Raw genomic sequence first — 25,231 nt, forward strand, 5'->3', positions numbered from 1 at the left:
CCGCGCGCGCGGGCAGCGACCATCGGGCCAGCACTACACCGTCCGGGGGCCCAGCCGGTCCCGGTCGTGGGGCGCGTCGAGGTCGAGCACCGGGCCCTTCGGGACGATCTGCGTCGGGTTGATCGACGTGTGCGTCACGTAGTAATGGCGCTTGATGTGGTCGAAGTCCGTCGTCGACCCGAAGCCGGGGTGCTGGAAGAGGTCGCGCAGGTACGGGCCGAGGTTCGGGAAGTCGGTGATCCGCCGCGCGTTGCACTTGAAGTGGCCGAAGTACACGGCGTCGAAGCGCACGAGCGTCGTGTACAGCCGCACGTCGGCCTCGGTGAGCCGGCCGCCGACGAGGTAGCGCGAGTCGGCGAGCCGCGCGTCGAGCGCGTCGAGCTCGGCGAACAGCGGGTCGAACGCCTCCTCGTAGGCCTCCTGCGTCGACGCGAAGCCGCACTTGTACACGCCGTTGTTGACCCGGTCGTAGACGCGGTCCTCGACCTCCTCGACCTCCTCGCGCAGGTCGTCGGGGAGGAGGTCGGGTCCCTCGTCGCTCCACGCGTTGAGCATCCGCAGGACCTCGGCGCTCTCGTTGTTGACGACCCGGCCCTCCTCGGTGTCCCACAGCACCGGCACGGTCACCCGCGCGTCGAACGACGGGTCCGTCGCCGTGTAGGCCTCCGAGAGCAACGACCAGCCGTGCAGCGGGTCGGGCGCGTCCTCGCTGAAGCGCCAGCCGCGCTCGTCGCGGATCGGGTCGACCGTCGTCATCGCCAGCACGTCGCCCAGCCCCTTGAGCTCGCGGACGATCATCGTCCGGTGCGCCCACGGGCACGCCTTGCACACGTAGAGGTGGTAGCGACCGGGCGCGGGGCGGTCCCACACCTGGTCGCGGAACGCGCTCTCCTGGCGGACGAACCGCCCCTCGTCGTCCGACTCCCTGGGAAACGCCGCTGCGGCCTTGCTCATGCTGGCAGTGTTCCCCACCGTGGACCTGACCTTCTCCGAGACCGAGACGGCGTTCCGCGACGAACTTCGCGCGTGGCTCGCTGCCAACGACCCCGGCGCCGAGCCGCAGGGCGACGAGGACGAGCAGTACGCGTGGCGGCGCGACTGGCAGCGCCGGCTGCACGAGGGTGGCTGGGCCGGGGTGCACTGGCCGACGGAGTACGGCGGCCGGGGCGCGACGCTCACCCAGACGGCGATCTTCTTCGAGGAGCTCGGCCGGGCGCGCGCGCCGCTGCCCGCCAACGTCCTGGGCCTGCTGCTCGGCGGGCCGACGCTCATGGTCTGGGGGACCGACGAGCAGAAGGACCGCCACCTCGCGCCGATCCTCAGCGCGGAGGAGATCTGGTGCCAGGGCTTCAGCGAGCCCGACGCCGGCTCGGACCTCGCGGCGCTGAAGACCCGCGCGGTCAAGGACGGCGACAGCTGGGTGGTCACGGGCCAGAAGGTGTGGACCTCGGGCGCCCAGTACGCGAAGTGGTGCATGCTCGTGGCGCGCACCGACACGGAGGCCGCCAAGCACAAGGGCCTCACGTACTTCCTGATGGACATGGAGCAGGACGCGGTCCAGGTCCGGCCCCTGCGCCAGATCACCGGGGAGGCGGAGTTCAACGAGCTCTTCATCGAGGAGGCGCGGATCCCCGACGCCAACGTCGTCGGCGGCGTGGGCAACGGCTGGAAGGTCGCGCTCACCACGCTGATGAACGAGCGCGCCGGCCTCGCGTTCTTCCTCCAGGTCCGCCTGCGCCAGCTGCTGGACGACCTCCTCGCGGAGGCCGGGCGCCGCGGCGCGCTCGAGGACGCGGTCGTGGCCGACCGGCTCGCCGCCCTGCACATCCGCTGCGAGACGCTGCGGCTCATGGCGTGGAAGGGCCTGAGCGCGATCGAGCGCTACGGCCAGCCCGGGCCCGAGGGGTCGCTGACCAAGTGGCTGTGGTCGGAGACCAACCAGCAGCTCGTCGCCCTCGCCGCCGACGTCCTCGGCGCCGACGCCCACACCGCCGGGTCCCCCTGGGCCTACGAGCTGCTGCGCGCCCGCGGCAACTCGATCGAGGGCGGCACCACGGAGATCCTCAAGAACATCGTCGCCGAGCGCGTGCTCGGCCTGCCGCGGCTGCAAACCGCCGCCTAGGAGCCACGCCATGGACTTCGACCTCACCGACGACCAGCGCGAGATCCAGCGCACGGCGCGCGACCTGCTCGCGGGCCGCGCGACGCCCGAGGCGGTGCGCCGCCACGCCGAGGCGCGCAGCTACGACGACGGCCTCTGGCGGGAGCTGTGCGAGCTGGGCTGGCCCGGCATCGCCGTCGCCGAGGAGCACGGCGGGCAGGGCCTCGGCCTGGTGGAGCTCTGCGTCCTGGCCGAGGAGCTCGGACGCGTCACCGCACCGGTGCCGTTCCTGGGCAGCGTCACCGCGGCGCTGCTCATCCAGGCCGGGGGCAGCGAGGACCTCAAGCGCCGCTGGCTGCCGGGACTCGCCTCCGGCGAGCTGCGGGGCGCCGCGGGCCGTCCCGGGGCGCTGGTCCCGGACGCCGACGGCGCCGACGTCCTGGTGCTCGTCGACCGCGGCGGCGTGCGGGTGCTCGCCAAGGAGGACTGCGACGTGCGGCCGGTCGACGCGATCGACCCGACGCGCCGCCACGCCGTCCTCGCGACCCGGCCGCCGCGCGGCCATCGCATCGGCATCGGCGGCGTGTTCGCCGGCCAGGTGGTGGTCGCCGCCGAGCTCGTCGGCGTGGCCGACCGCGCGCTGGCGATGACGCTCGACTACGTCAAGGACCGCAAGCAGTTCGGGACGCCGGTCGGCGCGTTCCAGGCCGTCCAGCACAAGGTCGCGCAGATGCTGCTGGACACCGAGCGCGCGCGGACGACGACGGCCTTCGCCGCGTGGGCGGCCGACGCCGGCGACGAGCGGCTGCCCGAGGCCGCGGCGATGGCCGCGAGCTCGGCCGCCGACGGCGCGCTCGCCGTGTGCGACAGCGCGGTCCAGGCCCACGGCGGCATCGGCTTCACCTGGGAGGCCGACGTGCACTGGCTGCTCAAGCGCGCGCACCTCGACAGCGCGCTGCTCGAGGGCGGCAAGGCCCACCGGGCGGCGCTGGCACGCCTGTTGACACGACGTCAGACCGCGGTGGCCGCGTAGGGTCTGCGGCGCCATGCGCCGCACGATCTTCGAGCCCGAGCACGACGACTACCGGGAGGCGGTGCGCCGCTTCATCGCGGAGGAGGTCACCCCGCACCACGAGCGCTGGGAGCAGGAGGGCTGCGTCCCGCGTGAGCTCTTCGCCAAGGCGGCCGAGAAGGGGATGCTCGCGATGGGCGTCCCGGAGGAGCACGGCGGCGTCGGCGTCGACGACTTCCGCTTCAACCAGGTGATCATCGAGGAGGTCGCCTACGCGGGCGTGGCGGGCTCCGGCCTCGGCATCACGCTGCACAACGACGTGTGCCTGCCGTACTTCCTCGAGTACTGCAACGACGAGCAGCGCGAGCGCTGGTTCGGCGGCATCGCCGACGGCTCGCTCATCACCGCGATCGCGATGACCGAGCCGGGCATCGGCTCGGACCTCGCGTCGATGACGACCTCGGCCAAGGCGCAGGACGGGGGCTACGTCGTCAACGGTGCCAAGACGTTCATCACCAACGGCATCAACGCCGACCTCATCGTCACCGCGGTCAAGACCGACCCGAGCCAGCGCCACGCCGGCATGTCGCTCGTGGTCATCGAGCGCGGCATGGAGGGCTTCGAGCGCGGGCGCAACCTCGACAAGGTCGGCATGCACGCCCAGGACACCGCCGAGCTCTTCTTCAACGACGTCCATGTCCCGCTGGAGAACCGGCTGGGCGACGAGGGCCAGGGCTTCCGCTACCTGGTCAACAACCTCGCCCAGGAGCGCCTGTCGATCGCCCTCGCGGGCGTGGCGAGCGCGCAGGCGGCGCTGGACTGGACGCTCGAGTACGTCAAGGAGCGCACCGCGTTCGGCAAGCCCATCGGCTCCTTCCAGGCCTCGCGCTTCGCGCTGGCCGAGATGAAGACGGAGATCGAGCTCGCGACCGTCTTCTGCGACCAGTGCACGATGGCGCTCAACAAGGGCGAGCTGTCGGCCGAGGACGCCGCGATGGCGAAGTGGTGGTGCACCGAGCTGCAGGGCCGCGTCGTCGACCGCTGCGTGCAGCTGCACGGCGGCTACGGCTACATGCTCGAGTACCCGATCGCCCGCGCCTTCCAGGACGCCCGGATCACCCGCATCTACGGCGGGACCACAGAGATCATGAAGGAGATCGTGGGGCGCTCACTAGGCGTGTGACGCTCCACGGAGGAGGATGAGCCGCATGTCCGCTGCGGCGAGGGGAGCCCATGAGCCACTGCGGGTCGCCCGCGAGGTCGCCGAGGAGCTCATCCCGGCCCTCGGCGAGGTGTCGGGCGCGATGGCGCGCGAGATGCGCGACGCCATCCCGGAGCTGCCCGAGGCCCTGTGGCCGGACATCGTGCGCACCTGCGACGCCCATGTCCGGCGCGTGGCGCTGCTGCTCGAGGACGGGCGCGACCCGTCTGACGCGCGGGCGCCCGAGGAGGCGCTCGCGTTCTCGCGCGAGGCCGTGCGCCAGGGCGTGGCGCTCGAGGCGGTGCTGCGCAAGTACCGCGTCGGCCACGCGGTCTTCTCGCGCGAGCTCCTCGCGCTCCTGCACGAGCGCCTCAGCCACGAGCCCGACGAGCTGGCCAGCGCCGTGGTGACCGTCTCGGACTGGACGTTCGCCTACGTCGACGCCGTGCTGCCCGAGGTCATCGAGGCCTTCCAGGCCGAGCGGGAGTCCTGGGTGCGCTCGGCGTCGGCGGTGCGCGTCGAGGAGGTCCATCGCATCCTCGACGGCCGCACGACCGACGGCGAGCAGGCGTCGCGCCGGCTGGGCTACGAGCTCGACCAGCAGCACCTCGCCCTGGTCTGCTGGGACGTGCGCGGGCGCTTCGAGGACGGCGTCGTCGGCGCGCTCGAGCACCTCGCGCGCGACGTCGCCAAGGCCGCGGGCGGCACCCGCGTGCTCGCCGTCCCGCTGGGAGGCACGCTCGTCGCGGCCTGGGCGGGCGTGCGCGGCGGCGAGCCGGACGTCGACGCGGTCTCCGCGGCCTTCGCCGCCTACGGCCCGGGCGCCGGCGTCGGCCTCGCGGTGGGCGACCCGCACCACGGCGTCGAGGGCTTCCGGCGCTCGCACGAGGAGGCGCTCCAGGCCCAGCACGTCGCCCTGCTCACCCACCGCTCCACCTCGGCGCCGGTCCGCTACGCCGACACCGCGCTGACCTCGCTGCTCACCGCCGACCTGCGCCACGCCCGCCGCTTCGTCGAGCGCGAGCTCGGCGTCCTCGGCGGCGACGAGGACGCGATGCGCCGGCTCACCGCCACGCTGCGCGTCTTCTTCGAGGAGGGCTCCTCCTTCGCCCGCACCGCCCGCCGCCTGGGCGTGCACGAGAACACCATCGCCTACCGCGTGCGCCGCGCGGGCGAGCTCCTCGGCCGGCCGATCACCGAGCGGCGGCTGGAGACGCGGGTCGCGCTGCAGCTCGTCGAGGTGCTGCGCCGGGCGCAGCTGGACGACTAGCGGCCGTCGTGTACGCGTAGTCGCCCAGCGGGAAGCGGTGGGCGCGCCACCAGGCCTCGAGGGAGCCGCCGGGGCGCAGCAGCGGCGCGTCGCCGTGGCGGTCGAAGTAGTAGCTGTTGGCCCCGGCGCAGCCGTTGTTGAAGAAGACCGTCGACCGCTGGCGGCGCTGCATGAGCGCGAAGTACGCGTCGTGGGGCGCCCGGCGGACCTCGGCGCGGGTGGCGCCGCGGCGGCGGGCCTCGCGGATGACGCGGATGGCGTGGGTGACGGCGTTCTCGATCCCGGTGATGATCGACATGCCGGGGACGAGGTACGGGCCGAAGCTCAGGAAGAGGTTGGGGAAGCCGGGGACCGCGACGCCCTCGTAGGCCTGGAAGCGGTGCTCCTGCCAGAAGGCGTTCAGGTCCTGGCCGCCGATGCCGGCGACCGGGACGGTGGGCAGGTTGCCGGGCTCGGTCGTGAAGTAGCCGGTGGCGAAGACGATCGTGTCGACCTCGACGTCGCGCCCGGTCGCGGTCCGCACGCCGGTCGGCGTGATCCGCTCGATCGGGTCGGTCACGAGCTCGACCTGCGGCTTGGTGAAGGTCCGCAGGTAGTGGTTGGAGACGCTCGGGCGCTTGCAGCCGAACCCGTAGCGCGGGGTGAGCCTCGCGCGCAGCTCGGGGTCGTCGGGGACCTGCGCACGCAGGTGCTTGCGGCCCAGGGCCTCCATCGCCTGCGCGAGCTGCGGGACCTGGCGGTGGTAGGCCGTCGTGAGGACGAACGGGACCTCGGCCAGGGCGGTGAACAGCGCGCGGGCGCCGCGCGTCGCCCCCGGCACGCGCTCGAAGACCCGGCGCAGCCTGGACAGGTCGCGATCGGCCTTCGGCAGCACCCAGATCGGCGTGCGCTGGAAGACGTGCAGCACGCGGACCCGGTCGGCGATGGCCGGGACGAGCTGGACCGCCGTGGCGCCCGTGCCGATGACGGCGACCCGCTCTCCCGTCAGGTCGTGGTCGTGGTCCCAGCGGGCCGTGTGGATCGCGGTCCCGCGGAAGCCCTCGATGCCCGCGATGTCGGGCATCCTGGGCGTCGTGAGCCCGCCGGTGGCGGGGATGAGGAAGCGGGCGCTGAGCTGTTCGCCGCCGTCGAGCTCGACGCGCCAGAGGTCGTCGTCCTCGTCGAAGCGTGCGTGCGCCGCCCGGGTGCCGAAGCGGATGCGCTCGCGCAGCCCGTGGCGGTCCACGACCTCCTCGGCGTAGGCCTTGATCTCGTGGCCCGGGGCGAAGACGCGCGACCAGCCGGGGTGGAGGTCCGTCGACAGCTGGTACTGGAACGAGGGGACGTCGACGGCGATGCCGGGGTACGTGTTCGTCCGCCACGTGCCGCCCACCTCGCCGGCGGCCTCGAGCAGGACGAAGTCGTCGATGCCCGCACGCCGCAGCCGGACGCCGGCAGCGATGCCGGCCAGTCCTGCTCCGATGATCAGGACCTCGTGGTCGGGTGGCACGGTACATGACCGTACCAGCGCCTCCTGCGGGTGGGAAGTGCCAGGTGCTTCCCGAGTCCTACTCGCCGGTGTGGGCCTTGCTGGCGCGGTCGGGCCTGGGGACCGGGACGGCGTACTTCGAGGGCGCCAGGGAGACCTTCGGGTTGTCGATGGCGTTGAGGCGGTCGATGAGCTTGAGCCACTGGCCGGGCTTGAGCGCGGCGTCGAACTTGGTCGAGGCGCCCTGGCCCTCCGGGGCGGTGGGGCGGAAGCCGACGTGGATGTGGTCGGCGTGGTCGGGCAGCGCCATCGTGCTCGGGGCGCCCTCGAAGGTCATCAGGGAGATGATCTGCGCCGGCGCCATGGTGCCCTGGAGGGTCAGCAGCCGGCGGATCGTGATGTCGGTGATCGAGCCCGGGCCCTGGTGGCCGAGGATCGGGATGCCGTTGACCTTGGCGATGTCGACCGCGTTGCCCGAGGAGTGGTGCGAGACGTTGCCCGAGGCGGTCATGATCGAGTGCCCGCACTTGAGCGAGGTCACCGTCGGCTTGAGGCCGCTGGCGGCGAGGAACTCCAGCGTGGCGAGCACGCGCCGGTCGATCGCGCCGTCGGCGATGTCCTGGCGCCCGCAGCCGTAGAGCTCGATGCGCGGGTTGTCGGCCACGGCGCGCTGGAGCTGGGCCTTGCTCATGAGCAGGATCTGGCCGATCGTCGCGCCGCCGCGCTTCAAGGGGTTCTTGCCCGCCGCGCGGTAGACGGCGGTGGACTCCAGCAGCTTCCAGCCGTCGAGGATCGGCTTGGGGTCGATGCGCGGGGCGCCACGGCCGGCCGGGCGGATCTCGAAGCGCACGTGGGGCGCCTTGCGCGCCGACGTGCGACCGATCCGGCCGAGCACGGTGCCGGCGAGGACCTTCGAGCCGCGGCGCAGCTTCTTGATCGTGGCGTCCTTGCGGTCCAGCGTCAGCGCGCCGAAGGAGGCGACGCCGTCGCGCTGGAGGACCTGCTCCTCGCCGCCGGCCTTGTAGGCGCGCGGGCGGCCGGGGTTGGCGAACAGGCGCTCCTTCTTGGGCCCGGCGGCCGCCTCGCGGACCTGCTCGCGGATCGCCGAGCCGGCCGTCGCGGCGGCGGTCGGCTTGGCGTCCTTCCCGGACAGGCCGAGCTCGCGCTTGATCGCCGTGCGCGAGACCGCGCGCTTCTTGGGGACCGGGTAGGCGCGCGCGACCTTCTTCAGGGCGCCGTAGGTGTAGGTGTTGCCGAAGCCGTCGCGCAGCTGGACGAACCGGCCCAGGCGCTTGGAGACGCCGAGCCTGACGACGGTGCCGTCCTGCACGGCGACGACCGGGGCGCCGGCCTCGGCGTAGAGCGCGATCGAGCGCCGGCCGGCCTTGGCGTCGACCGGGACCGCGGCGTTGCGGCCCTTGGCCACGCGGCGCTTGGCGTCGGCCTCGCTGAGGTCGTCGGCGTAGGTCGTGCGGGCGTGCACGGGGAAGATGCCCTGCGTCAGGCCCGACAGCGAGCCGACGAGGTCGGCGGGCAGCCCGCCGATCAGGCGGGCGCGCAGCAGGACCGAGTCGACGTACCAGTCGGCGTGGTTGTAGGCGAAGACCGCCTTGCGCAGGTCGTCCTCCGCACCCGCCGCCTTGAGGTAGCGCGCGGCGGCGAAGATCGCATCGACCGGGTTGTACGGGTCGCGCTTGCCGTCACGGTTGGCGTCGACGCCGTAGGCCTTCCACGACGAGGGCAGGAACTGCATCCAGCCCACCGCCCCGGCCGACGACACGTTGAGGTTGCGCCCGTAGTCGGTCTCGATCTCGTTGATCGCCGCCAACACCTCCCAGCGCACCCCGTACTGCACCCCGGCCGCCTGGTAGATCGGCAGCAGGAACGGCGGGATCCGGAACTTCTCGATGAAGAAGTTCGGCACGCCGATCGGCGCCGGACCCGGCAGCGCCTCGGCGTAGCCGGGGTTGTCGGGCGTCGGCAGCCCGCCGTCGGCGCGGCCGTCCGCACCGCCGCGCGAGCGATCGCCGCGCGACGCGTCGTCGCCCGAGGCGGCCGGAGCGCCCGCGGCGCCGTGGTCGTGCTCGGCTCGCGCCCGGCGCTTGGCCTTGCCCGAGGCCTTCTGGTCCTTCTGGGCGACCGCCTGCGGCGCGCCGGCCGGCGCGGCGCCCTCCGGCGCCGCCGCCGGAGCGGCCGGCTGGGTCGAGACCGGCGGCTGCGGCGACGTCACCGGCGGCGGGGTGGAGGACTCGCCCTCCACGCGCACGCTGATGATCGGCAGCTTGATCCCCGGGATCGCGACCTGGTCCAGCGGCGTCCCGTCCGGGATGTCGAGCTGGACGCGGATCTCCTGGCCGCCCAGCAGCGTGATGACGACCGTCTTGGTCTCCGCCGAGGCGGGCAGCGCCGCCCCGCCGAGGCCGACCGTGACCGCGCCTGCCGCCAGCAGGCCCGCGGCCACCTTCCGGCGCGCCACTACGCCGACTCCGGCGCGTACAGCGCGTCGATCTCCGCGGCGTACTTCTCCGCGATCGGCTTGCGCTTGAGCTTCATCGTCGGCGTCAGCTCGTCGCCGCCCGGCAGCCACTCCTGGTCGAGCACCGTCCAGCGCTTGAGCTGCTCGACGCGCGCGAGCTGCTCGTTGGCGCGGCCCACGGCGGCGGCGACCTCGTCGCCCAGCGCCCCCTCGCCGCGCTGGGCGACGAAGGCCTGGCGCGCGTCGGGGTCGAGCACCAGCAGGCCGACGTTGAACGGCCGCGCGTCGCCCACGACGCAGACCTGGCCGATGAGCGGGCTCGCCGACTTGACCGTCGCCTCGATGTTCGCGGGCGACATGTTCTTGCCGGCCGCGTTGATGATGAGCTCCTTGATGCGGTCGACGATCTGCAGGTAGCCGTCCTCGTCGAAGCGCCCGACGTCGCCGGAGTGCAGCCACCCCTCGTCGTCGAACGGGGAGTCGAGGTTGCGGTAGCCGCGCATCACCACCGGGCCGCGCATGAGGACCTCGCCCTCGTCGGAGAGCTTGACCTCGCAGACGTCGAGGGCCGGGCCGACGGTGCCGATCTTCACCGCGCCGCGCGGCGCGACCGTCGCGACGCCGGTCGTCTCCGACATCCCGTACAGCTCCGAGAGCTCCAGGCCCAGCGCGTGGTGGAAGACGAGCGTCTCGGCGGCGCAGGGCGCCGCGCCGACGATCGCGACCTCGACCTGGTCGAGCCCGAGCTTCTGGCGGATGGCCTGCTGCACGGGCCCGTCCTGCGGGCCCTCGCCCGCGCGGACCTTCGCCATCGCGTCCTCGAGCACGCCGCGCACCTGGTCGTCGGCCTGGGCGAGGACGGCCGCGCGCAGCTTCTCCCACAGGCGCGGCGGCGAGAAGAAGAAGCCGGGGCGGACCTCGGCGAGGTACTGGGCGACCTCGGCGGGGTTCGGGCAGGTCGTGACCTCCCAGCCGCAGACCATCGGGAAGTAGTGGGTGCACATGCGCTCGGCGATGTGCGCCATCGGCAGGAACGAGACCGCGCGGGCCGACTCGGGGAACGCCAGGCGCTCCTGCAGCGCGTGGACCTGCGTGACGACGTTGCGGTGCGTGAGCTGCACGCCCTTCGGCGGGCCGGTCGTCCCCGACGTGTAGATCAGGGTGCAGAGGTCGTCGGGCTCGACGGCCTGCCACGCGCCGTCGAAGTCGAAGTCCGGCGAGCCGCCGGCCACGACCTCGTCCCAGCCCATCGCCTCGGGAGCGTCGCCCGAGACGCAGACGATCACGTCCAGCGCGGTCTGCCCGCGCTCGCGGACCGCCAGCGCGCGCTCGAAGAACGCCGGCTCGGTGACGAGGACCCGCGCGCCGGCGTCGCCGATGACGTGCTCGGCCTGCTCGACGGTGAAGGTGTTGTAGATCGAGAACGACGCGACGCCGAGGTGCGTCGCGGCCGTGTCGGCGATGTGGAACTCGGGGCAGTTGGTCAGCCAGCAGGCCATCGTGTCCCCGCGGCGCAGACCCAGTGCCGCGAGGCCGGCCGCGCCGTCGCGGACCTCCTGCGCGTACTGCGCCCACGTGCGCTGCCGTGCGCCACCGCGAGCCTGCAGCGCGACACCGTCCGCGTGCTTGGCCGCCGTGGCCTGGAAGCGCGCGCACGCCGTGGCGGTCTGCGTCTGGGCCTCCCCCAACGTCGCCATGGCGCGACGCTAAGGAGGCCGCTTGCAGCGGGACTTGGTGCGACCGCACAAACGGTGTCGAGTGCATGGGTCCACCGCGCCAAGACCCGCGCGCGAGGCGGTCCTACGGTCGCTTCGGCATGACGGGCACGTGCATCGTCAGCGAGATCCCGAGCTGACCAGCGCCACCGCGGCGGACCTCGCCGCGGACTTCCCGGACCTCGTGGTCCGACAGCGCTGGTGCGCCGCACCGGACGCCGCTCTCCGTCCGGTGCGACGGCGTGTGGCCGAGCGCCTGCGGGCGCTCGGCCTGCGCGTCGACGGCGCGCGGGCGGCCGCCGCACGGACGCAGGCGGTCGCCTCGGCCTACCGCGTCCTCGCCCGCCAGGTCGGCCTGGACCCCGAGGCCGACGGCCTGCCGCTCGAGCGCCTGCTGCGCGACCGGCTCCTGCGGGGCACCTTCCAGCCGCGCGGCCCTGTCGTCGACGCGTGCGCCGTCGCGGTGCTCGAGACCGGGGTGCCCGTGTGGGCGCTGGACGCCGGCGTCGTCGACGGTCCCCTACGCGTGCGCGTGGAGACGTCGGGCGCGCTCGTGGTGGCCGACGACCACCGCGCGCTGGCCCCGCTGCTCGGCGACCCGGCGGCCGAGCACGCGCCGGGCGACGGGAGCGTCGAGGTCGTCCTCTTCGCCGTCGACGTGCGCGGGGTCCCCGCCGGGACCGTCGACGAGGCGCTGTGGATCGCGGCCGCCACACTGACCGGCGACCGATGACCGCCGCCCTCTTCCTCGGCCTGGTCGTGGGCGGCGCCCTGCTCGTCGTGGTCGTCGCCGCCCTGTCGCGCACGGGACGGCGCCTCGACGTGCTGGACTGGGACCCCACCGCCCGGCAGTCGGCGCGCGAGGCCGCCGAGGACGAGGAGCTCGAGCTCGGGATGGCCGAGCACAACGCGCGCCGGGTGGCGCAAGGGCTGGCGCCCGAGGACGAGCTCGAGCTCCAGCGCCGGCTGGCGGCCGAGCGCCGCGGGCGCCGTCGGGAGTGAGGGGCGAAGTCCCGGGCGCGGGACGTTCGGGGCCATCCGTTGGCGGATCGACCGCCTGGAGAGCGGTGAATCCGCCAATCGATGCTCAAGCGGCCCGGGGCGACCGTGACCCTGCACGTCGGCGCGCCCGGTGATGCCGGACCGCAGGGTCACGACGCCCGGACCCGCAAGCCCGTCCACGGAGGGGCGGCCGCGGGCGGTGCCCCTGCCTCGCTGCCGACCAGCGCGCGCCGCATCCCCAGGGCCGCGCCCGGACGGAGGTCCGCGCCGGCCGCGGTGGTGGACGACGCCGCCGCTGATCGGCACCGAGGGAGAGGGACCGATCCACCCGCGCATGGGCGCGCGGGACGTTCGGGGCCATCCGTTGGCGGATCGACCGCCTGGAGAGCGGTGAATCCGCCAATCGATGCTCAGGCGGGTCCGGGACGGCGCCCGAACCCGCAAGCCCGTCCACGGAGGGGGCGGCCGCCGGTCGTTCCCCCTCCCTCACCGCCGACCAGCGACCGCCGCATCCCGAGACCGCGCCAGGACGGAGCTCCGCAACCCGGACCGCGCTCCCCGCAACGCGCCGTCGACCACGACGACGCGCCACCTTCCCCGCCGACCCTGACCCGGCGCCACAGCCCCGGCGGGACGCGACTGTGGCGCCGGACCAACCCGCGGGGGTGGCGGGACGCGCGAGCATGAGCCATGGCCCAGCGCAGCGACGTCAGCTTCCCGTCGGGCCAGGACCGATGCGCGGCCTGGCTCTGGCGCCCCGAGGGGGACGGCCCCCACCCGGTGGTGGTCATGGCCCACGGCTTCTCCGCCACCCGCGAGCTGCGCCTCGACGCCTACGCCGAGCGCTTCGCCGCCGCGGGGCTCGGCGTCCTGCTCTTCGACTACCGCCACTTCGGGGCCAGCGAGGGCGAGCCCCGCCAGCTGCTGGACATCGGTCGCCAGCACGCGGACTTCCGCGCGGCGATCCGCTACGCCCGCGGGCTGGACTGGGCCGACCCGTCGCGCATCGCGCTCTTCGGCTCGTCGTTCTCGGGCGGCCACGTCGTGGCCGTCGCCGCCAAGGACGAGCGCATCGCCGCCGTGGTGGCGCAGTGCCCGTTCCAGGACGGCCTCGCGACGCTGCCCAAGCTCGGCGTCAAGAACGTGGTCGGCCTGACCGTCGCCGGCCTGCGCGACCAGGTCGGCGCGCTGCTCGGGCGCCCGCCGCACACCGTCCCGGCCGTCGGGCCGCCCGGCTCGCTGGCCGTCATGGCGACACCCGACGCCGAGCCCGGGTTCCGCGCGCTCGTGCCGCCGGAGGGCACGCGCTGGGAGAACCGCGTGGCCGCGCGGATCGCCCTGCGCGTCGCGCTCTACCGGCCGGGCCGCGCCGCCCGGCGGCTGCGCTGCCCCGCGCTGTGGTGCGTGTGCGACCACGACAGCCTCGCCCCGGCGGGCGCCACGGTCCGCCATGCCCAGCGCGCCCCGCGCGGCGAGGTCCGTCGCTACCCGCTCGGCCACTTCGACGTCTACGTCGGCGACGCGTTCGAGCAGGTCGTCGCCGACCAGCTCGAGTTCCTCGTCCGCCACCTCCGTCCGACGGCGCAGGACGCGCGCTTCGCGCGCGCCGCTGACGCCGCGTCAACCCCCGCCCGTGGCGCCGTCTAACACCGTGTCAAGGGATTTGTGGGAGCGCCACAGTCGGCGCGGGCGCCATTGGCGCCACGAGCCGACAACCGGTGCGAGCCCCCGACGTACGGTCGTCCGCATGGGAGAGGCGCCGGCACGGGAGGGCCGTGGGCTCGATGCAGCCTGGGACGAGCTCGTCGAGGACCTGCGCGCAGCGACGCACGACACGCGCGCGGCCGAGCGTCTGCTCGGCGTGGGCCACGTCTGCACGCTGCACGTCCGCGGTCATGACCACCTCGAGGTCGCGCTGCGCTTCGACGCCAAGCCGCCCGAGGTCGAGGAGGGCGCGCGAGGCGTGGATGCGGACATCGACGTCGAGATCCCGCCGGACCTCGTCACGGCCTTCTGGGAGAAGAGCCTCGCGACGGAGATCCTCAAGGGCGAGGTCGCCTTCGACGGGCCGGTCCGCCGGCTCCTGCAGGTCTACCCCGTGCTGCGCGCGCAGGCGCTGGCCCGCCGCAGCGGCGAGGCCCAGGCCAACGGCCACCGCGGCACCTCCCCGTCCATCACGACCTCGACTGAGGTGGCATGAGCCTCTTCGACTCCGACACGGAGGTCTTCGAGGACGACGCGTCCTCGATCGACCCGCGCTCCGCCGAGCTCCTCGACCGGGCCTCGGACTACGAGTACCGGTTCCACCACGGCGCGCAGCAGTTCCGCGAGCCCAACCCGGGGGACTTCTGGTCGATCGAGTGCCGCAACGTCCACAAGACGTTCGCCGGCGGCAACACCGTCCTCAACGGCCTCGACGTCGGCATCCCCGAGGGGATGATCACGGTCGTCCTGGGCCCGTCGGGCACGGGCAAGTCCGTGCTCATCAAGCACCTCATCGGGCTGCTGTTCCCGGACGAGGGCGACATCATGGTCCACGGCGAGTCCGTCTCGCACATGACCCTGAGCCGCCTGCTCGAGGTGCGCCGCAAGTTCGGGATCCTCTTCCAGGACGGCGCGCTGTTCGGGTCGATGAACCTCTACGACAACGTCGCCTTCCCGCTGCGGCAGCACACCGACCTGTCGGAGTCGCAGATCCACGACATCGTCTTCGAGCGCCTCGCGGACGTCGGCCTCACCGGCGCCGACACGCGGATGCCGAGCGAGATCTCCGGCGGCATGCGCAAGCGCGCGGGCTTCGCGCGTGCGCTCGTCCTCGAGCCCGAGATCGTCATGTTCGACGAGCCCGACTCGGGCCTGGACCCGGTGCGCACGGCGCTGCTCTGCGGGCTCATCAAGGAGATGCACGCCCGCCACGGCGGCACGTACATCGTCATCACCCACGACATCGCCTCGGCCCGGCAGATCGGCGAGTACATCGCCGTCCTCTGGAAGGGACGCATCGTGGAGGCCGGCGTCGCGGCGGAGATGTTCGACTCCGAGAACCCGTTCGTCCGGCAGTTCCTCAACCGCGAGGCCGACGGCCCGCTCGGGATGGAGTAGCGGATGGCGACGACCGCCCAGGGCCAGCGCGTCCTCGCGCCCAAGGCGCCCGCGCGCAAGGGCCCCTCGCCCGCGCGCCGCGCCGCGGAGACGCCGCTGTCGATCCTCGAGACCGTCGGCGGCATGCTGCTGCTCTTCGGCAAGGCGACCGTCGCGTGCGTCACGCCGCCCTTCTCGTGGACCGACGAGTTCATCGAAGAGGCCTGGCTGATCGTCAAGCGCTGCTTCATCCCGGTCGTCATCTCCACGACGTTCTTCGGCCTCGGCGCGCCGGGCCTGCAGGGCGGCAACATCACGTACCTCTTCGGCACGATCGACCGCCTCGGCGCGTTCTTCGTCATGGCCTCCGTGCGCGAGTTCGCGCCATGGATCAACGGCATGGTGGTCGCCGGCGTGGGCGGCACGGCCATCGCGGCCGACCTCGGCGCACGCAAGGTGCGCGAGGAGCTCGACGCCCTCGCGACGCTCGGCCTCGACCCGGTGCGCGAGATCGTCGCGCCGCGCTTCCTGGCGCTCGGCATCACGACCGCGCTCATGAACCTCGTGGCGATCGTCTTCGGCATCCTCGGCGGCTACCTGGCGACCCTCGTCTTCCAGGACACGCTCGCCGGCTACCTGAGCACCTTCACCTCGAACTTCACGATGCCCGACCTGCTCGGCAGCGTGGTCAAGACCAGCCTCTTCGGCTTCATCATCGCCATCTGCGCGTGCTACATGGGGATGAACGTGAGAGGTGGTCCAGAGGGGGTGGGCCGCGCCGTGAACACGGCCGTCGTCATCGCCTTCGCCGGCATCTGGGTCTTCAACTTCGTCTTCACCACGACGATGCTGGCCGCCTTCCCCGAGACCGGGAACCTGCACTGATGGAAGCCGGAGCGGTCAGGGTCCCCCGCGGGTCCGCGGCCAAGGCGCCCTCGCCCGGCTCGCGCCTGGCCAAGGGCCTCTCGGAGCCGCTGCACAACTCCGTGGCCGAGGCGGGCAACATGGCCCGCTTCTTCGGCCGCGCGCTGGCCGAGGTGCCGGGGAGCTGGCGCTACGCGTCGGAGATCCTGCGCCAGGCCGGCATCCTGGTCGTCGGCTCCGCCGCGGTCATCTGGTTCATGGAGTTCGTCATGGGCGCCGAGTGCGCCACCGAGGCGAACTACGTGCTGCGCGGCTACGGCGCGACGATCTACTCCGGCGTCTTCACCTCGTGGTGTGCGAACCGCGAGATGGGCCCCTACATGTGGGGCTACATCGTCTCAGCGAAGATCGGCTGCGGCTTGGTCGCCGAGATCGGGTCGATGCGCATCAACGAGGAGCTCGACGCGATGGAGGCGCAGGGCCTGAACCCGATGCGCTACGTCGTCGCGACGCGCCTCGTCGCCGCCTGGCTGACGTTCCCGCTGATCTACCTCGTGGGCCTGACGCTCCACGAGCTCGCCAACTACATCATCATCGTCCACCAGATCGGTGAGGTGTCCCAGGGCGGGTGGGAGCTCATCCACTGGGCCTTCCAGGACCCGATGGACCTGCTCTACGGACAGGCGAAGATCATGGCCATGGGGACGGCGATCGTGCTCGTCGCCATGTACTACGGCTACCACGCACGCGGAGGACCAGTGGGCGTGGGGACGGCGACCGCGAGGTCGATGATCCTCAACCTCGTCCTCGTCCACATCATCGGCTCGCTGGGGACGATGATCTTCTGGGGCCTCAACCCACGCGGACCCATCGGCGGCTGACGGATGGCACGCATCGCGACGGATCGCGCAAGCACCTCACGGCCTCCTCGGAGGTCCGCGGGCGCGCGCGCCACAGGACTGGTGCTGGACCGCCCCTGGGTGGTCCTCAGCATCGCCGCCCTCGCCCTCTTCACGTGGTGGGCGATCGGCAGCCGCACCTCGGACCACAAGGTCCGGGCGGCGTTCAACTCGGCGGTCTCGATCTCCCCGGGCCTCGACGTCCAGGTGGACGGCGTGGACGTCGGGAAGATCGGCAAGGTCGAGTTCGAGGACGGCAAGGCCATGGTCGAGATCGGCGTCGACGACGACGCCTGGCCGCTGCACCGCGGCACGACCGCGACGCTGCGCTTCGGCACGACGCTGGGCAACGGCACGCGGCGCATCGACCTCGAGCCCGGGCCGAAGACCGCGCAGGAGATCCCCGACAACGGGATCATCTCCACGCGCGACACCGTCACCCCGGTCGAGTTCGACGAGGTCTTCAACACCTTCGACGACAAGACGCGCGCCGGCTTCCAGGGCACGTTCCGCAACGGCGCCCGCAACCTCGAGGGCCGCGACGGCGACCTGCGCGAGGGCATCCGCCGGCTGGCGCCCGCGGTCGAGACCAGCGGCTCGCTGTTCGAGGACGTCGCCTCCGACGAGGCGGCGCTCAACAAGCTCGTCGTCTCCGGCCACAAGGCCACGCGGACGCTGGCCGCCAAGCGCCCGGTCATCTCGGACCTCGTGTCCGTGATGAGCCAGACGTTCGACACCTTCGCCAGGAACACCGACGGCATCAGGCAGTCGCTGGACCAGTTCGCCCCGACGCTGCGCGACACGCGCACGACGCTGAAGCGCACCGACACCTCGGTGGACGTCCTCGACGGCCTCGTCGCCGACCTGCGCCCGGGCCTGGCGGCGTTCGAGCCGCTGCTCGAGACGGCCAAGCCGGCGTCCAAGAACCTCGACGAGCTCGTCCCGGCGACGACGGACACGGTCCGCCAGCTGCGCAAGAGCTCGCCGCCGGTCACGAGCTTCCTGGACCAGGGCGTGCCCTTCGCCGAGAAGGCCGACCCGGTGCTGAGCAAGCTCGCCGAGCAGCTCAAGTGCGTCCGGCCCTACGCGCCCGAGATCGCCGGCTTCTTCTCGAACTGGTCGAGCTGGGGGCAGGGCTACGACAACGACGCGCACTACGGCCGCATCAAGGTCGTCACCGGCGCGACGTTCGTCACGTCCTACCCGCAGATCAAGACCAACGACTTCCTCAAGACGGTCGGCACGGGCCTGAACTACGCGATGCCGCGCCCGCCCGGTCTGAACGCCGGCCAGCCCTGGTTCGTCCCGGAGTGCGGCGCAGGCCCCGAGGCCCTCGATCCCTCGAAGGACCCGGAGGACAAGTAGGTGTCGCCCCGATCGTTCGTCACCCCGCTGGTCGTCGTCGCCCTCACGGTCGGCGCGATCCTGCTCGGCAACCGGGTGCTGTTCCCGCCCGGCGGCGGCTACATCGTCAAGGCCGAGTTCCAGGACGCCGGTGGCCTCACGAAGAACTCCGACGTCAAGATCGGCGGCGTCGCCGGCGGCAAGGTCAAGGAGATCGAGCTGACCGACCGCGACACCGCGAAGGTCACGATGGAGCTCGACGAGGGCGCCTTCCCGATCGGCGCCGGCGCCTCCGCCGCGTCGCGCCCGGTGAACCTCCTCGGCGAGAAGTACGTCGACATGGACGCGGGCGACCTCAACCGCCCGGCGCCGTCCGGCAGCAGCATCCCGATGAGCAAGACGTCGCGCCCGACCGAGCTCGACGACGTGCTCAACATGCTCGAGCCCGACGTGCGCGCCCGCCTGCGCATCCTCATCAACGAGGCCGGCATCGGCATGAGCGGCCGGCGCGAGGACTTCAACAAGATCATCGAGCAGCTCCCGAGCGCGCTCGACGACACGGGCAAGCTCGTGGCCGAGTTCTCCGAGGACCAGGGCACGCTCTCCTCGCTGGTCGAGAAGAGCGACCGCGTGCTGGCGAGCATGGCCCGCGAGGACGACGACCTGGCCAAGCTCGTCGACGCCGCCAAGGGCACGTTCGACACCACGGTGACCAAGCGCCGTGAGCTGGCCGACACGGTGCGCTCCGCGCCGGGCGCGCTGCGTCAGCTGCGCACCACGCTCGGCGACCTCGGCTCGGCCGCCGACCAGCTCAAGCCCGCGTCGGTGCAGGTGCGCGCCGCCGCCCCGCAGCTGCGCTCGACGCTCCAGGAGCTGCCGTCCTTCGCCAAGGAGGCCGACCCGGCGCTCGACCAGGTGGTCGAGACCGCGCCCGACCTCGCCAAGCTCGGCCGCGACGGGCGCTCGACGATCGCGCGGCTGAAGCCGACGAGCGAGCAGCTCGAGAAGTTCGCCACGGAGCTCGGGCCGGTCTCGGAGGCCTTCGACGAGGGGACGATGCAGAAGATGCTCGGCCTCATGAACGGCTGGTCGCGCACGATCCGCCGCTCGGACGGCCTGGGCCACGTCTTCGGCCTGCGCATCCTGTTCAACCAGGACCTGCTGCGCCACCTCATCCAGCGCTACGCCGAGCCGGCCGCCGCCAAGAAGGAGCGCGGCGGGCGCGAGAAGCCCCAGCCCAAGGGCCCGATCCCGGCCCTGCAGCCGACCCCGACGAAGGTCCAGGACAAGGTCAAGGACACGGTCGGTGGCGTGAAGAAGGGCGTCGACGACCTCAAGAAGGGCCTCAAGGACACCACGGACAAGGTGCAGGAGACGGTGGGTGGCGTGCTCAAGGGCGTGCAGGACGTGACCAAGGACCTGACCGACCGGCTCACGCGGCCGAAGGGCAGCCCGCAGCCGACGCAGGCGCCGCGCTCGGACGTCGGCCGCCTCATCGACTACCTGGTGGGTGGCTGAGATGGCGCGCCTCAAGGTCCCCGCGCTGCGCGCCGGCGGCAACCGCCCGGCGTCCAAGAGCCGCGGCCGCGGCTTCCTCGTCGGCCTCGGCGCCATCGGCGTCGTCGCCGCCGTGACCCTGCTGACCGTCGGCTACAACTCGCCGAAGGGCATCCCGGGGCGGTCCTACTACAACCTCCAGGCCGCGTTCACCAACGCGGACAACCTCACCCAGAGCTACCAGGTGCGCATCGGCGGCCGCCTCGTCGGCCAGGTGCTCAACCCCCGCGTGGACAAGGGCGAGGGCGTCGTCGACCTGCAGCTCAACCCGGACGTCGAGCCGCTGCTGTCGGACACGACGCTCAAGGTCCGCCCGCGCTCGCCCGTCGGCGTGCGCTTCGTCGAGCTCGTGCCCGGCACCAAGGGCCGCCCGCTGGGCGAGGACGACCGCATCCCGTCGAGCCAGACCTCCGCCACCGTCCAGCTCGACCAGGCGCTCGACACGCTCGACGCCGATCGCCGGGCCAAGGCGCAGGTGCTGCTCAACGAGCTCGGCAAGGGCTTCCTGGGCCGCGGCGAGGACATCAACGAGGCGCAGTCCAACGCCCCGCGCTTCCTGGGCGACCTGCAGGACGTCGCCTCCGAGGTGACCGCGCAGCCCAACGTCCGGTCCTTCGTCGGCGGCGCCGAGTCCGCAGCCGCAGCGGCCGACCCCGTGCGCGAGGACATCGCCCGCGGCTTCGACCCCGAGGCCCGCGCGATGCGGCCGTTCGTGCAGGAGCGCGACGCGATCCGCTCGACGCTGACCACCGCGCCCGGCGACCTGCGCTCGGTCCAGAGCGGCCTGGCCCGCGTCTCGCCGATGCTCTCCCAGCTCGAGCGCTTCGGCCGCAGCGCCACGCCGGCGTTCCGCCAGGCGAGCACGACCCTGGCCGGGACGAGCAAGCTCTTCCGCGAGGCCGACCCCGGCCTGGAGGCCGCGCGCAAGACGCTGGGCCTGGCCAGCGAGGCCGTGCCGCCCACCCTGCAGCTGCTGCGCACGCTGCAGCCCGTGCTGCCGGACCTCGACGCGACGCTCGCGTCGGCCAACCCGGTGCTCACCGAGCTCTCGCCCCGCGAGTGCGACATGAACCGCTTCTTCGGCAACTGGAACGAGACGCTCGCCTACGGCGACGGCTTCTCCAACGTCCTGCGGTTCAACGTCATCGCCTCGCTGGAGTCCATCCAGGGCTACAACGGCAAGCCGCTCGGGCGGACCACCAAGCAATCGCCGTATCCCGCCCCGTGCGAGATCGACCGCCAGACCTTCGCGGGAGGCCGATGATGAGCCCGATCGGCGCCCTGAAGGCGCGCTTCGAGCAGGTCCCGGGCCAGCACCGGCCGCACCCGATCCGCAACGGCGCGATCTTCCTCGGGCTGCTCGCGCTGATCCTCTACTGCGGGTTCACCAAGTCGATCCCGCTCCTGCCCGACGGCGGGACCGAGCTCAAGGCCCACTTCGACAACGCCGTCAACGCGAACACCGGCAACCAGGTCCGCGTGCGCGGCGTGGAGGTCGGCTCGATCAAGAAGATCGAGCGCGACCCGTCCGGCGAGGGCGCGCTCATCACGATGCGCATCGACGAGGACGGCTTCAAGGTCAAGCAGGACGCCAAGGCCGCGATCTACTGGCGCACCCTGCTGGGCCGCAACATGTACGTCGAGCTGGACCCCGGGTCGCCCTCGGCCCCCGACCTCGACGGCGACACGATCCCGCTGAAGAACACCCAGACGCAGGTCGAGTTCGACCAGCTCCTCGACAGCTACGACGAGGACGGCCGGCGCGGCGTGCGGACGTTCTTCCAGCAGACCGACCAGGCCTTCGGCGGCGAGGACGCCGGCGCGGCGATCGGCGAGCTCGGCCCCGGCCTGACGCCGGTGCCCGCTGCGATGCGCGCCCTGCGCGGCACGAAGCCCGGGCAGGACCTCCCGACCCTCGTGCGCACCGGCGCCAAGGCGCTCGACGCCCTCGGCCGCCGCGAGGACCAGCTCGCCGGCCTGCTCGACGGCGCCTCGACGACCTTCGGCGTCCTGGCGGCCCGCAGCGCCGACCTCGACGCGATCCTCGACGAGTCGCCCGCGGCCATGCGCGACACCCAGCTGACGACCGCGCGCCTGAACCGGACGCTCGACGTGCTCGACCCGGTGGCCGAGCAGCTGCGGCCCGGCGTGCGCAAGCTCGACGACGCGTCGCCGCCGGCGCGTGCCGCGCTCGCCGAGGTCAACCGCCTGACGCCGACCGCGCTGCCGTCGCTGCGCGACCTGCGCCCGGCGCTGGCCGACCTCCAGGGCGCCGCGGAGCAGGGCACGCCGTTCCTGCGTGACCTGCAGCCGACGCTCGAGCGCCTGCGCGACCAGATCATCCCGTTCCTCGACAAGCGCGACAGCACCACGAACCTGCGCAACGTCGAGGCCATCGGGCCGTTCTTCAGCGTCCTCGCCGACTCCTCGAAGCAGTTCGACGGCTACGGCCACGTGCAGCGCTTCCAGGCCGGCCAGGGCGAGCGCTCGCTCGGGTTCCTGCCCTGCAACACGGGCCTCTTCGACCCGGAGAACCCGCAGCAGGCGATCTTCTGCAAGGAGGCCATCACCGCGGCGAACCGGCTGCTGCGTGGTGGCAAGACGAACGGCGGCGTGTCCGACGCCGCAGCCCGTCTGGCCAAGGGGGGCCGCTAGATGCCGCTGCTCAACGACCGCATCAAGCTGGAGCTGTCGCGTTCGCGGCGGCCGGCGATGCAGGTGCTGTTCCTGGTCGGCGTGGGCATCTTCTGCGCGACGATCCTGCTCAAGAACCAGTTCTACGACCGGTTCTGGCAGGAGAAGTTCGAGTTCAAGGCCTCCTTCGCCGACGTCAAGGGCGTCACGCCGGGCGTCCAGCGCGTGAAGATCGCGGGCGTCCAGGCCGGCGTGGTCTCGGACTCCGAGGTCGTCGACGGCCGCCCGGTCCTCACCATCAAGCTCGACAAGGACAAGGGCCCGGTCTACAAGGACGCCAAGCTGCGCCTGCGGCCGCTCACGCCGCTGCAGGACATGTACGTGACGATCGAGGACCGCGGCACGGCCAAGGCCGGCGAGCTGAGCAAGGACGACGTCCTGCCGGCCGCGCGGACCGAGTCGCCCGTCGACATCTCCCGCGTCCTCAACGAGTTCCCGGGGGCGACCCGCCAGCGCCTGCAGACGCTGCTCGACGAGTTCGGCAACGGCCTGGAGGACCGCGGCCAGGACCTGCGCGAGGCGTTCGCCGCCGCCGTGCCGTTCCTCAAGGCGGCCGACCGGACCGCGACCGTCGTCGCCGACCGCCGGTCCCAGATGGCCCGGCTCGTGACGAACCTCGGCGTCATCACGACGGCCCTGGGCAAGCGCGACCGCCAGCTCTCCTCGCTCGTGCAGAACGGCAACAGCACGCTCGCCGAGCTCAACAAGGCCGACGGCGAGCTGAGCGCGACGCTCAACGAGATCCCGCCGACCCTGACCACGCTGCGCTCAGCCTTCGCGAAGCTGCGCTCGGCCCAGGACGACCTCGACCCGGCGCTCGACGACCTGCGACCCGTCGCCGCTGAGCTCTCCGAGGGCCTCGACGCGCTCGAGAAGCTCGGCAAGGACGCCAAGCCGGCGCTCGAGGGCCTCAAGCCGGCCCTGGCCGACCTGCGGCCGTTCTCGCGCTCGCTGCGCCCGACGTCGGACGCGCTCGCCGCCGCGATGGCGAAGTTCCGCCCGCAGGGCCCGCAGTACGACCGGATCACGAGCCAGATCCCGCCGTGCTTCGACCAGGTCGGCAACTTCTTCAACGACACGCTCTCCGTCCTGAAGTTCTACGACGCCTACGGCGCGTTCCCGCGCGGTGACGACTCGGAGGACCTCGACACGGTCGGCGGCGTGGCCAAGCCCCTCGGGCACACCCGCTCCCCCACCTGCGCGAAGGGACCGACGAAGTGAGGATCGAGCATCGTGGCCTGAAGATCGCGGGCCTCCTGGGCTTCACCGCGATCTGCCTGGCGATCTTCGTCTACCTGTACCAGGCGGCCGGCGGCAAGCTGCGCCTGAGCGAGCCCTACAAGGCGACGGTCAACGTCCCGACGGCGTTCCAGCTCGTCGAGAACGGCGACGTGCGCCGCGCGGGCGTCAAGGTCGGCACGGTCACCGACATCACCAACGCGGGCGACACCGGCAAGGTCACCATCGAGCTCGAGGACGACCAGGCGCCGCTGTACAAGGACGCCTCGGTCGCCGTGCGCACGAAGACCCTCGTCGGCGAGAACTACCTGGACATCAACCCCGGCACGAAGCAGGCCGGGGAGCTGCCCGACGGCGGGACCCTGCCGCTCGAGCAGGCCAAGGAGGCCGTCCAGCTCGACCAGATCCTCAACACGCTGGACCCGAAGACCCGCGAGGAGGTCAAGCGCAACCTCGACACGCTGGGCCCGGGCGTCCGGGACCGTGGCGAGGCGATCAACCGCCTCTGGGCGGCGGCCAGGCCGACGTCGAAGGACGGCGGCACGGTCATGCGCGTCCTGGCCGGTCAGCGTCGCCAGGTCGCCGCGCTGGTCAACGACACCGGCGAGGCGCTGCAGGCCTTCGGTGACCGCACCGCGCAGGTGCGCACGCTGGCCAGGCAGGCCCGCACCACGGCGATCGCCGCCGCCGACCGCGACGACGCGTTCCGCGCCGCCTTCCGCGAGCTGACGCCGACGCTCGAGCAGGCGCAGTCCTCGGTGACGAAGCTCGCCGGGTTCTCCGGCCGTGCCACGCCGGTGGTCAGCCGCCTGGCCAACGTGTCCAGCGACCTCGAGCCGGTCATGCGCGACCTGCGCCCGGCCGTCGCCTCGGCACGCACGCTCTTCAAGGAGCTGCCCGGCGCGCTGAAGACCGCCGACCCGCTGCTGCAGGAGCTCAAGCCGTTCGCCGGCAAGCTGCAGCCCGCGGTCGGCTCGCTGGACACCTTCCTGCGTCAGGCGGGGCCGGCGGTGGACTACCTGTCGCCCTTCTCGAAGGAGATCGGCACCATGTTCGCCAACAACGGCGACGTCTTCTCCCGCAAGGACGCGCTGGGCCACTACGGTCGCGTGCACACGGTGTTCTCCTACAACTCGCTCACCGCCTTCTCGCCCGAGCTGCGCAAGGCGATGCAGATCCTCACCAACCTCGGCGCCAACGAGATCCTGAACGCGGAGCGCGACAACTCGTACCCGAAGCCGGGCGACCTCTCGAACCCGCGGGAGTTCTCGGGCTCGTACCCGCGCGTGCACCAGCGCTCGAAGTAGG

The 25,231-nt window shown here is 72.5% G+C and carries 21 protein-coding genes; 17 read left to right on the plus strand and 4 right to left on the minus strand.

Annotated elements, in window-relative coordinates:
- Positions 1 to 33 precede the first annotated feature (33 nt).
- The gene (locus tag JUB12_RS16300) at positions 34 to 954 is read right to left on the minus strand and encodes a glutathione S-transferase family protein (protein WP_205696470.1); all 921 of its coding nucleotides are present in this window, start codon (positions 952 to 954) and stop codon (positions 34 to 36) included.
- Positions 955 to 973: 19 nt separating this feature from the next.
- Here JUB12_RS16300 and JUB12_RS16305 point away from each other — a divergent pair, with 19 nt between their 5' ends.
- Genes JUB12_RS16305 through JUB12_RS16320 form a run of 4 tightly spaced genes read left to right on the plus strand, consistent with a single transcriptional unit; the run spans position 974 to position 5,584 of the window.
- The gene (locus tag JUB12_RS16305) at positions 974 to 2,122 is read left to right on the plus strand and encodes an acyl-CoA dehydrogenase family protein (protein WP_205696471.1); all 1,149 of its coding nucleotides are present in this window, start codon (positions 974 to 976) and stop codon (positions 2,120 to 2,122) included.
- Between the two features lie 10 nt (positions 2,123 to 2,132).
- Positions 2,133 to 3,134 carry an acyl-CoA dehydrogenase family protein gene (locus JUB12_RS16310; protein ID WP_205696472.1) on the plus strand — a complete coding sequence of 334 codons (1,002 nt, stop codon included), beginning with the start codon at positions 2,133 to 2,135 and terminating at the stop codon, positions 3,132 to 3,134.
- 13 nt (positions 3,135 to 3,147) lie between these two features.
- On the plus strand, positions 3,148 to 4,296 hold the full coding sequence (locus JUB12_RS16315) for an acyl-CoA dehydrogenase family protein (RefSeq protein WP_205696473.1): 1,149 nt from the start codon (positions 3,148 to 3,150) through the stop codon (positions 4,294 to 4,296).
- 25 nt (positions 4,297 to 4,321) lie between these two features.
- Positions 4,322 to 5,584 (plus strand): CdaR family transcriptional regulator, encoded by a 1,263-nt coding sequence (locus tag JUB12_RS16320; RefSeq protein WP_205696474.1) that lies wholly within the window; start codon positions 4,322 to 4,324, stop codon positions 5,582 to 5,584.
- Here JUB12_RS16320 and JUB12_RS16325 read toward each other — a convergent pair.
- From JUB12_RS16325 to JUB12_RS16335, 3 genes are read right to left on the minus strand one after another with little or no spacing between them, the layout of a single operon-like run.
- Positions 5,508 to 7,073, minus strand: a complete 1,566-nt coding sequence (locus JUB12_RS16325) for an NAD(P)/FAD-dependent oxidoreductase (RefSeq protein ID WP_205696475.1) — start codon at positions 7,071 to 7,073, stop codon at positions 5,508 to 5,510. The genes JUB12_RS16320 and JUB12_RS16325 overlap by 77 nt on opposite strands.
- A gap of 58 nt (positions 7,074 to 7,131) precedes the next feature.
- A complete protein-coding gene (locus tag JUB12_RS16330) occupies positions 7,132 to 9,528 on the minus strand; it encodes a lytic murein transglycosylase (protein WP_205696476.1) in 2,397 nt (798 codons plus the stop codon).
- Entirely contained in the window at positions 9,528 to 11,225 is a 1,698-nt protein-coding gene (locus JUB12_RS16335) for a long-chain fatty acid--CoA ligase (protein ID WP_205696477.1), read from the minus strand. The genes JUB12_RS16330 and JUB12_RS16335 overlap by 1 nt, the downstream gene beginning before the upstream one ends.
- 250 nt (positions 11,226 to 11,475) lie before the next feature.
- On the opposite strand from JUB12_RS16335, the gene JUB12_RS16340 reads away from it, so the two are divergent.
- From JUB12_RS16340 to JUB12_RS16400, 13 genes are all read left to right on the plus strand, one after another.
- Positions 11,476 to 11,976 (plus strand): hypothetical protein, encoded by a 501-nt coding sequence (locus JUB12_RS16340; RefSeq protein ID WP_205696478.1) that lies wholly within the window; start codon positions 11,476 to 11,478, stop codon positions 11,974 to 11,976.
- Positions 11,973 to 12,245 carry a hypothetical protein gene (locus JUB12_RS16345; RefSeq protein WP_205696479.1) on the plus strand — a complete coding sequence of 91 codons (273 nt, stop codon included), beginning with the start codon at positions 11,973 to 11,975 and terminating at the stop codon, positions 12,243 to 12,245. The genes JUB12_RS16340 and JUB12_RS16345 overlap by 4 nt, the downstream gene beginning before the upstream one ends.
- 690 nt (positions 12,246 to 12,935) lie before the next feature.
- Positions 12,936 to 13,892 (plus strand): alpha/beta hydrolase, encoded by a 957-nt coding sequence (locus tag JUB12_RS16350; RefSeq protein ID WP_205696480.1) that lies wholly within the window; start codon positions 12,936 to 12,938, stop codon positions 13,890 to 13,892.
- 100 nt (positions 13,893 to 13,992) lie between these two features.
- Positions 13,993 to 14,445: a hypothetical protein gene (locus tag JUB12_RS16355; protein WP_205696481.1), complete on the plus strand. Its 453-nt coding sequence runs from the start codon at positions 13,993 to 13,995 to the stop codon at positions 14,443 to 14,445.
- Positions 14,442 to 15,347 carry an ABC transporter ATP-binding protein gene (locus tag JUB12_RS16360; protein WP_205696482.1) on the plus strand — a complete coding sequence of 302 codons (906 nt, stop codon included), beginning with the start codon at positions 14,442 to 14,444 and terminating at the stop codon, positions 15,345 to 15,347. The genes JUB12_RS16355 and JUB12_RS16360 overlap by 4 nt, the downstream gene beginning before the upstream one ends.
- 3 nt (positions 15,348 to 15,350) lie before the next feature.
- On the plus strand, positions 15,351 to 16,211 hold the full coding sequence (locus tag JUB12_RS16365; protein ID WP_241004296.1) for an ABC transporter permease: 861 nt from the start codon (positions 15,351 to 15,353) through the stop codon (positions 16,209 to 16,211).
- Positions 16,211 to 17,071: an ABC transporter permease gene (locus JUB12_RS16370; RefSeq protein WP_241004297.1), complete on the plus strand. Its 861-nt coding sequence runs from the start codon at positions 16,211 to 16,213 to the stop codon at positions 17,069 to 17,071. The genes JUB12_RS16365 and JUB12_RS16370 overlap by 1 nt, the downstream gene beginning before the upstream one ends.
- 81 nt (positions 17,072 to 17,152) lie before the next feature.
- Positions 17,153 to 18,454, plus strand: coding sequence for an MlaD family protein (locus JUB12_RS16375; RefSeq protein ID WP_205696483.1), 1,302 nt, complete (start codon positions 17,153 to 17,155; stop codon positions 18,452 to 18,454).
- Complete coding sequence (locus tag JUB12_RS16380) at positions 18,455 to 19,951, plus strand: MlaD family protein (RefSeq protein ID WP_205696484.1); 1,497 nt, start codon at positions 18,455 to 18,457, stop codon at positions 19,949 to 19,951.
- Between the two features lies 1 nt (position 19,952).
- Positions 19,953 to 21,254: an MlaD family protein gene (locus tag JUB12_RS16385; RefSeq protein ID WP_205696485.1), complete on the plus strand. Its 1,302-nt coding sequence runs from the start codon at positions 19,953 to 19,955 to the stop codon at positions 21,252 to 21,254.
- Positions 21,254 to 22,645, plus strand: a complete 1,392-nt coding sequence (locus JUB12_RS16390) for an MlaD family protein (protein ID WP_205696486.1) — start codon at positions 21,254 to 21,256, stop codon at positions 22,643 to 22,645. The genes JUB12_RS16385 and JUB12_RS16390 overlap by 1 nt, the downstream gene beginning before the upstream one ends.
- Entirely contained in the window at positions 22,646 to 23,905 is a 1,260-nt protein-coding gene (locus tag JUB12_RS16395) for an MlaD family protein (RefSeq protein WP_205696487.1), read from the plus strand.
- Entirely contained in the window at positions 23,902 to 25,230 is a 1,329-nt protein-coding gene (locus JUB12_RS16400; protein WP_205696488.1) for an MlaD family protein, read from the plus strand. Before JUB12_RS16395 ends, JUB12_RS16400 begins: the two co-directional genes overlap by 4 nt.
- The last annotated feature ends 1 nt before the right edge of the window (position 25,231 follow it).

Source organism: Conexibacter sp. SYSU D00693 (assembly GCF_017084525.1).
Lineage (GTDB): Bacteria > Actinomycetota > Thermoleophilia > Solirubrobacterales > Solirubrobacteraceae > Baekduia.

Coding starts and splice junctions, on each gene's coding strand:
- JUB12_RS16300 (WP_205696470.1), bottom strand. CDS start 954: ATGAGCAAGGCCGCAGCGGCGTTTCCCAGGGAGTCGGACGACGAGGGG.
- JUB12_RS16310 (WP_205696472.1), top strand. CDS start 2,133: ATGGACTTCGACCTCACCGACGACCAGCGCGAGATCCAGCGCACGGCG.
- JUB12_RS16315 (WP_205696473.1), top strand. CDS start 3,148: ATGCGCCGCACGATCTTCGAGCCCGAGCACGACGACTACCGGGAGGCG.
- JUB12_RS16320 (WP_205696474.1), top strand. CDS start 4,322: ATGTCCGCTGCGGCGAGGGGAGCCCATGAGCCACTGCGGGTCGCCCGC.
- JUB12_RS16335 (WP_205696477.1), bottom strand. CDS start 11,225: ATGGCGACGTTGGGGGAGGCCCAGACGCAGACCGCCACGGCGTGCGCG.
- JUB12_RS16345 (WP_205696479.1), top strand. CDS start 11,973: ATGACCGCCGCCCTCTTCCTCGGCCTGGTCGTGGGCGGCGCCCTGCTC.
- JUB12_RS16350 (WP_205696480.1), top strand. CDS start 12,936: ATGGCCCAGCGCAGCGACGTCAGCTTCCCGTCGGGCCAGGACCGATGC.
- JUB12_RS16355 (WP_205696481.1), top strand. CDS start 13,993: ATGGGAGAGGCGCCGGCACGGGAGGGCCGTGGGCTCGATGCAGCCTGG.
- JUB12_RS16360 (WP_205696482.1), top strand. CDS start 14,442: ATGAGCCTCTTCGACTCCGACACGGAGGTCTTCGAGGACGACGCGTCC.
- JUB12_RS16365 (WP_241004296.1), top strand. CDS start 15,351: ATGGCGACGACCGCCCAGGGCCAGCGCGTCCTCGCGCCCAAGGCGCCC.
- JUB12_RS16370 (WP_241004297.1), top strand. CDS start 16,211: ATGGAAGCCGGAGCGGTCAGGGTCCCCCGCGGGTCCGCGGCCAAGGCG.
- JUB12_RS16385 (WP_205696485.1), top strand. CDS start 19,953: ATGGCGCGCCTCAAGGTCCCCGCGCTGCGCGCCGGCGGCAACCGCCCG.
- JUB12_RS16390 (WP_205696486.1), top strand. CDS start 21,254: ATGAGCCCGATCGGCGCCCTGAAGGCGCGCTTCGAGCAGGTCCCGGGC.
- JUB12_RS16395 (WP_205696487.1), top strand. CDS start 22,646: ATGCCGCTGCTCAACGACCGCATCAAGCTGGAGCTGTCGCGTTCGCGG.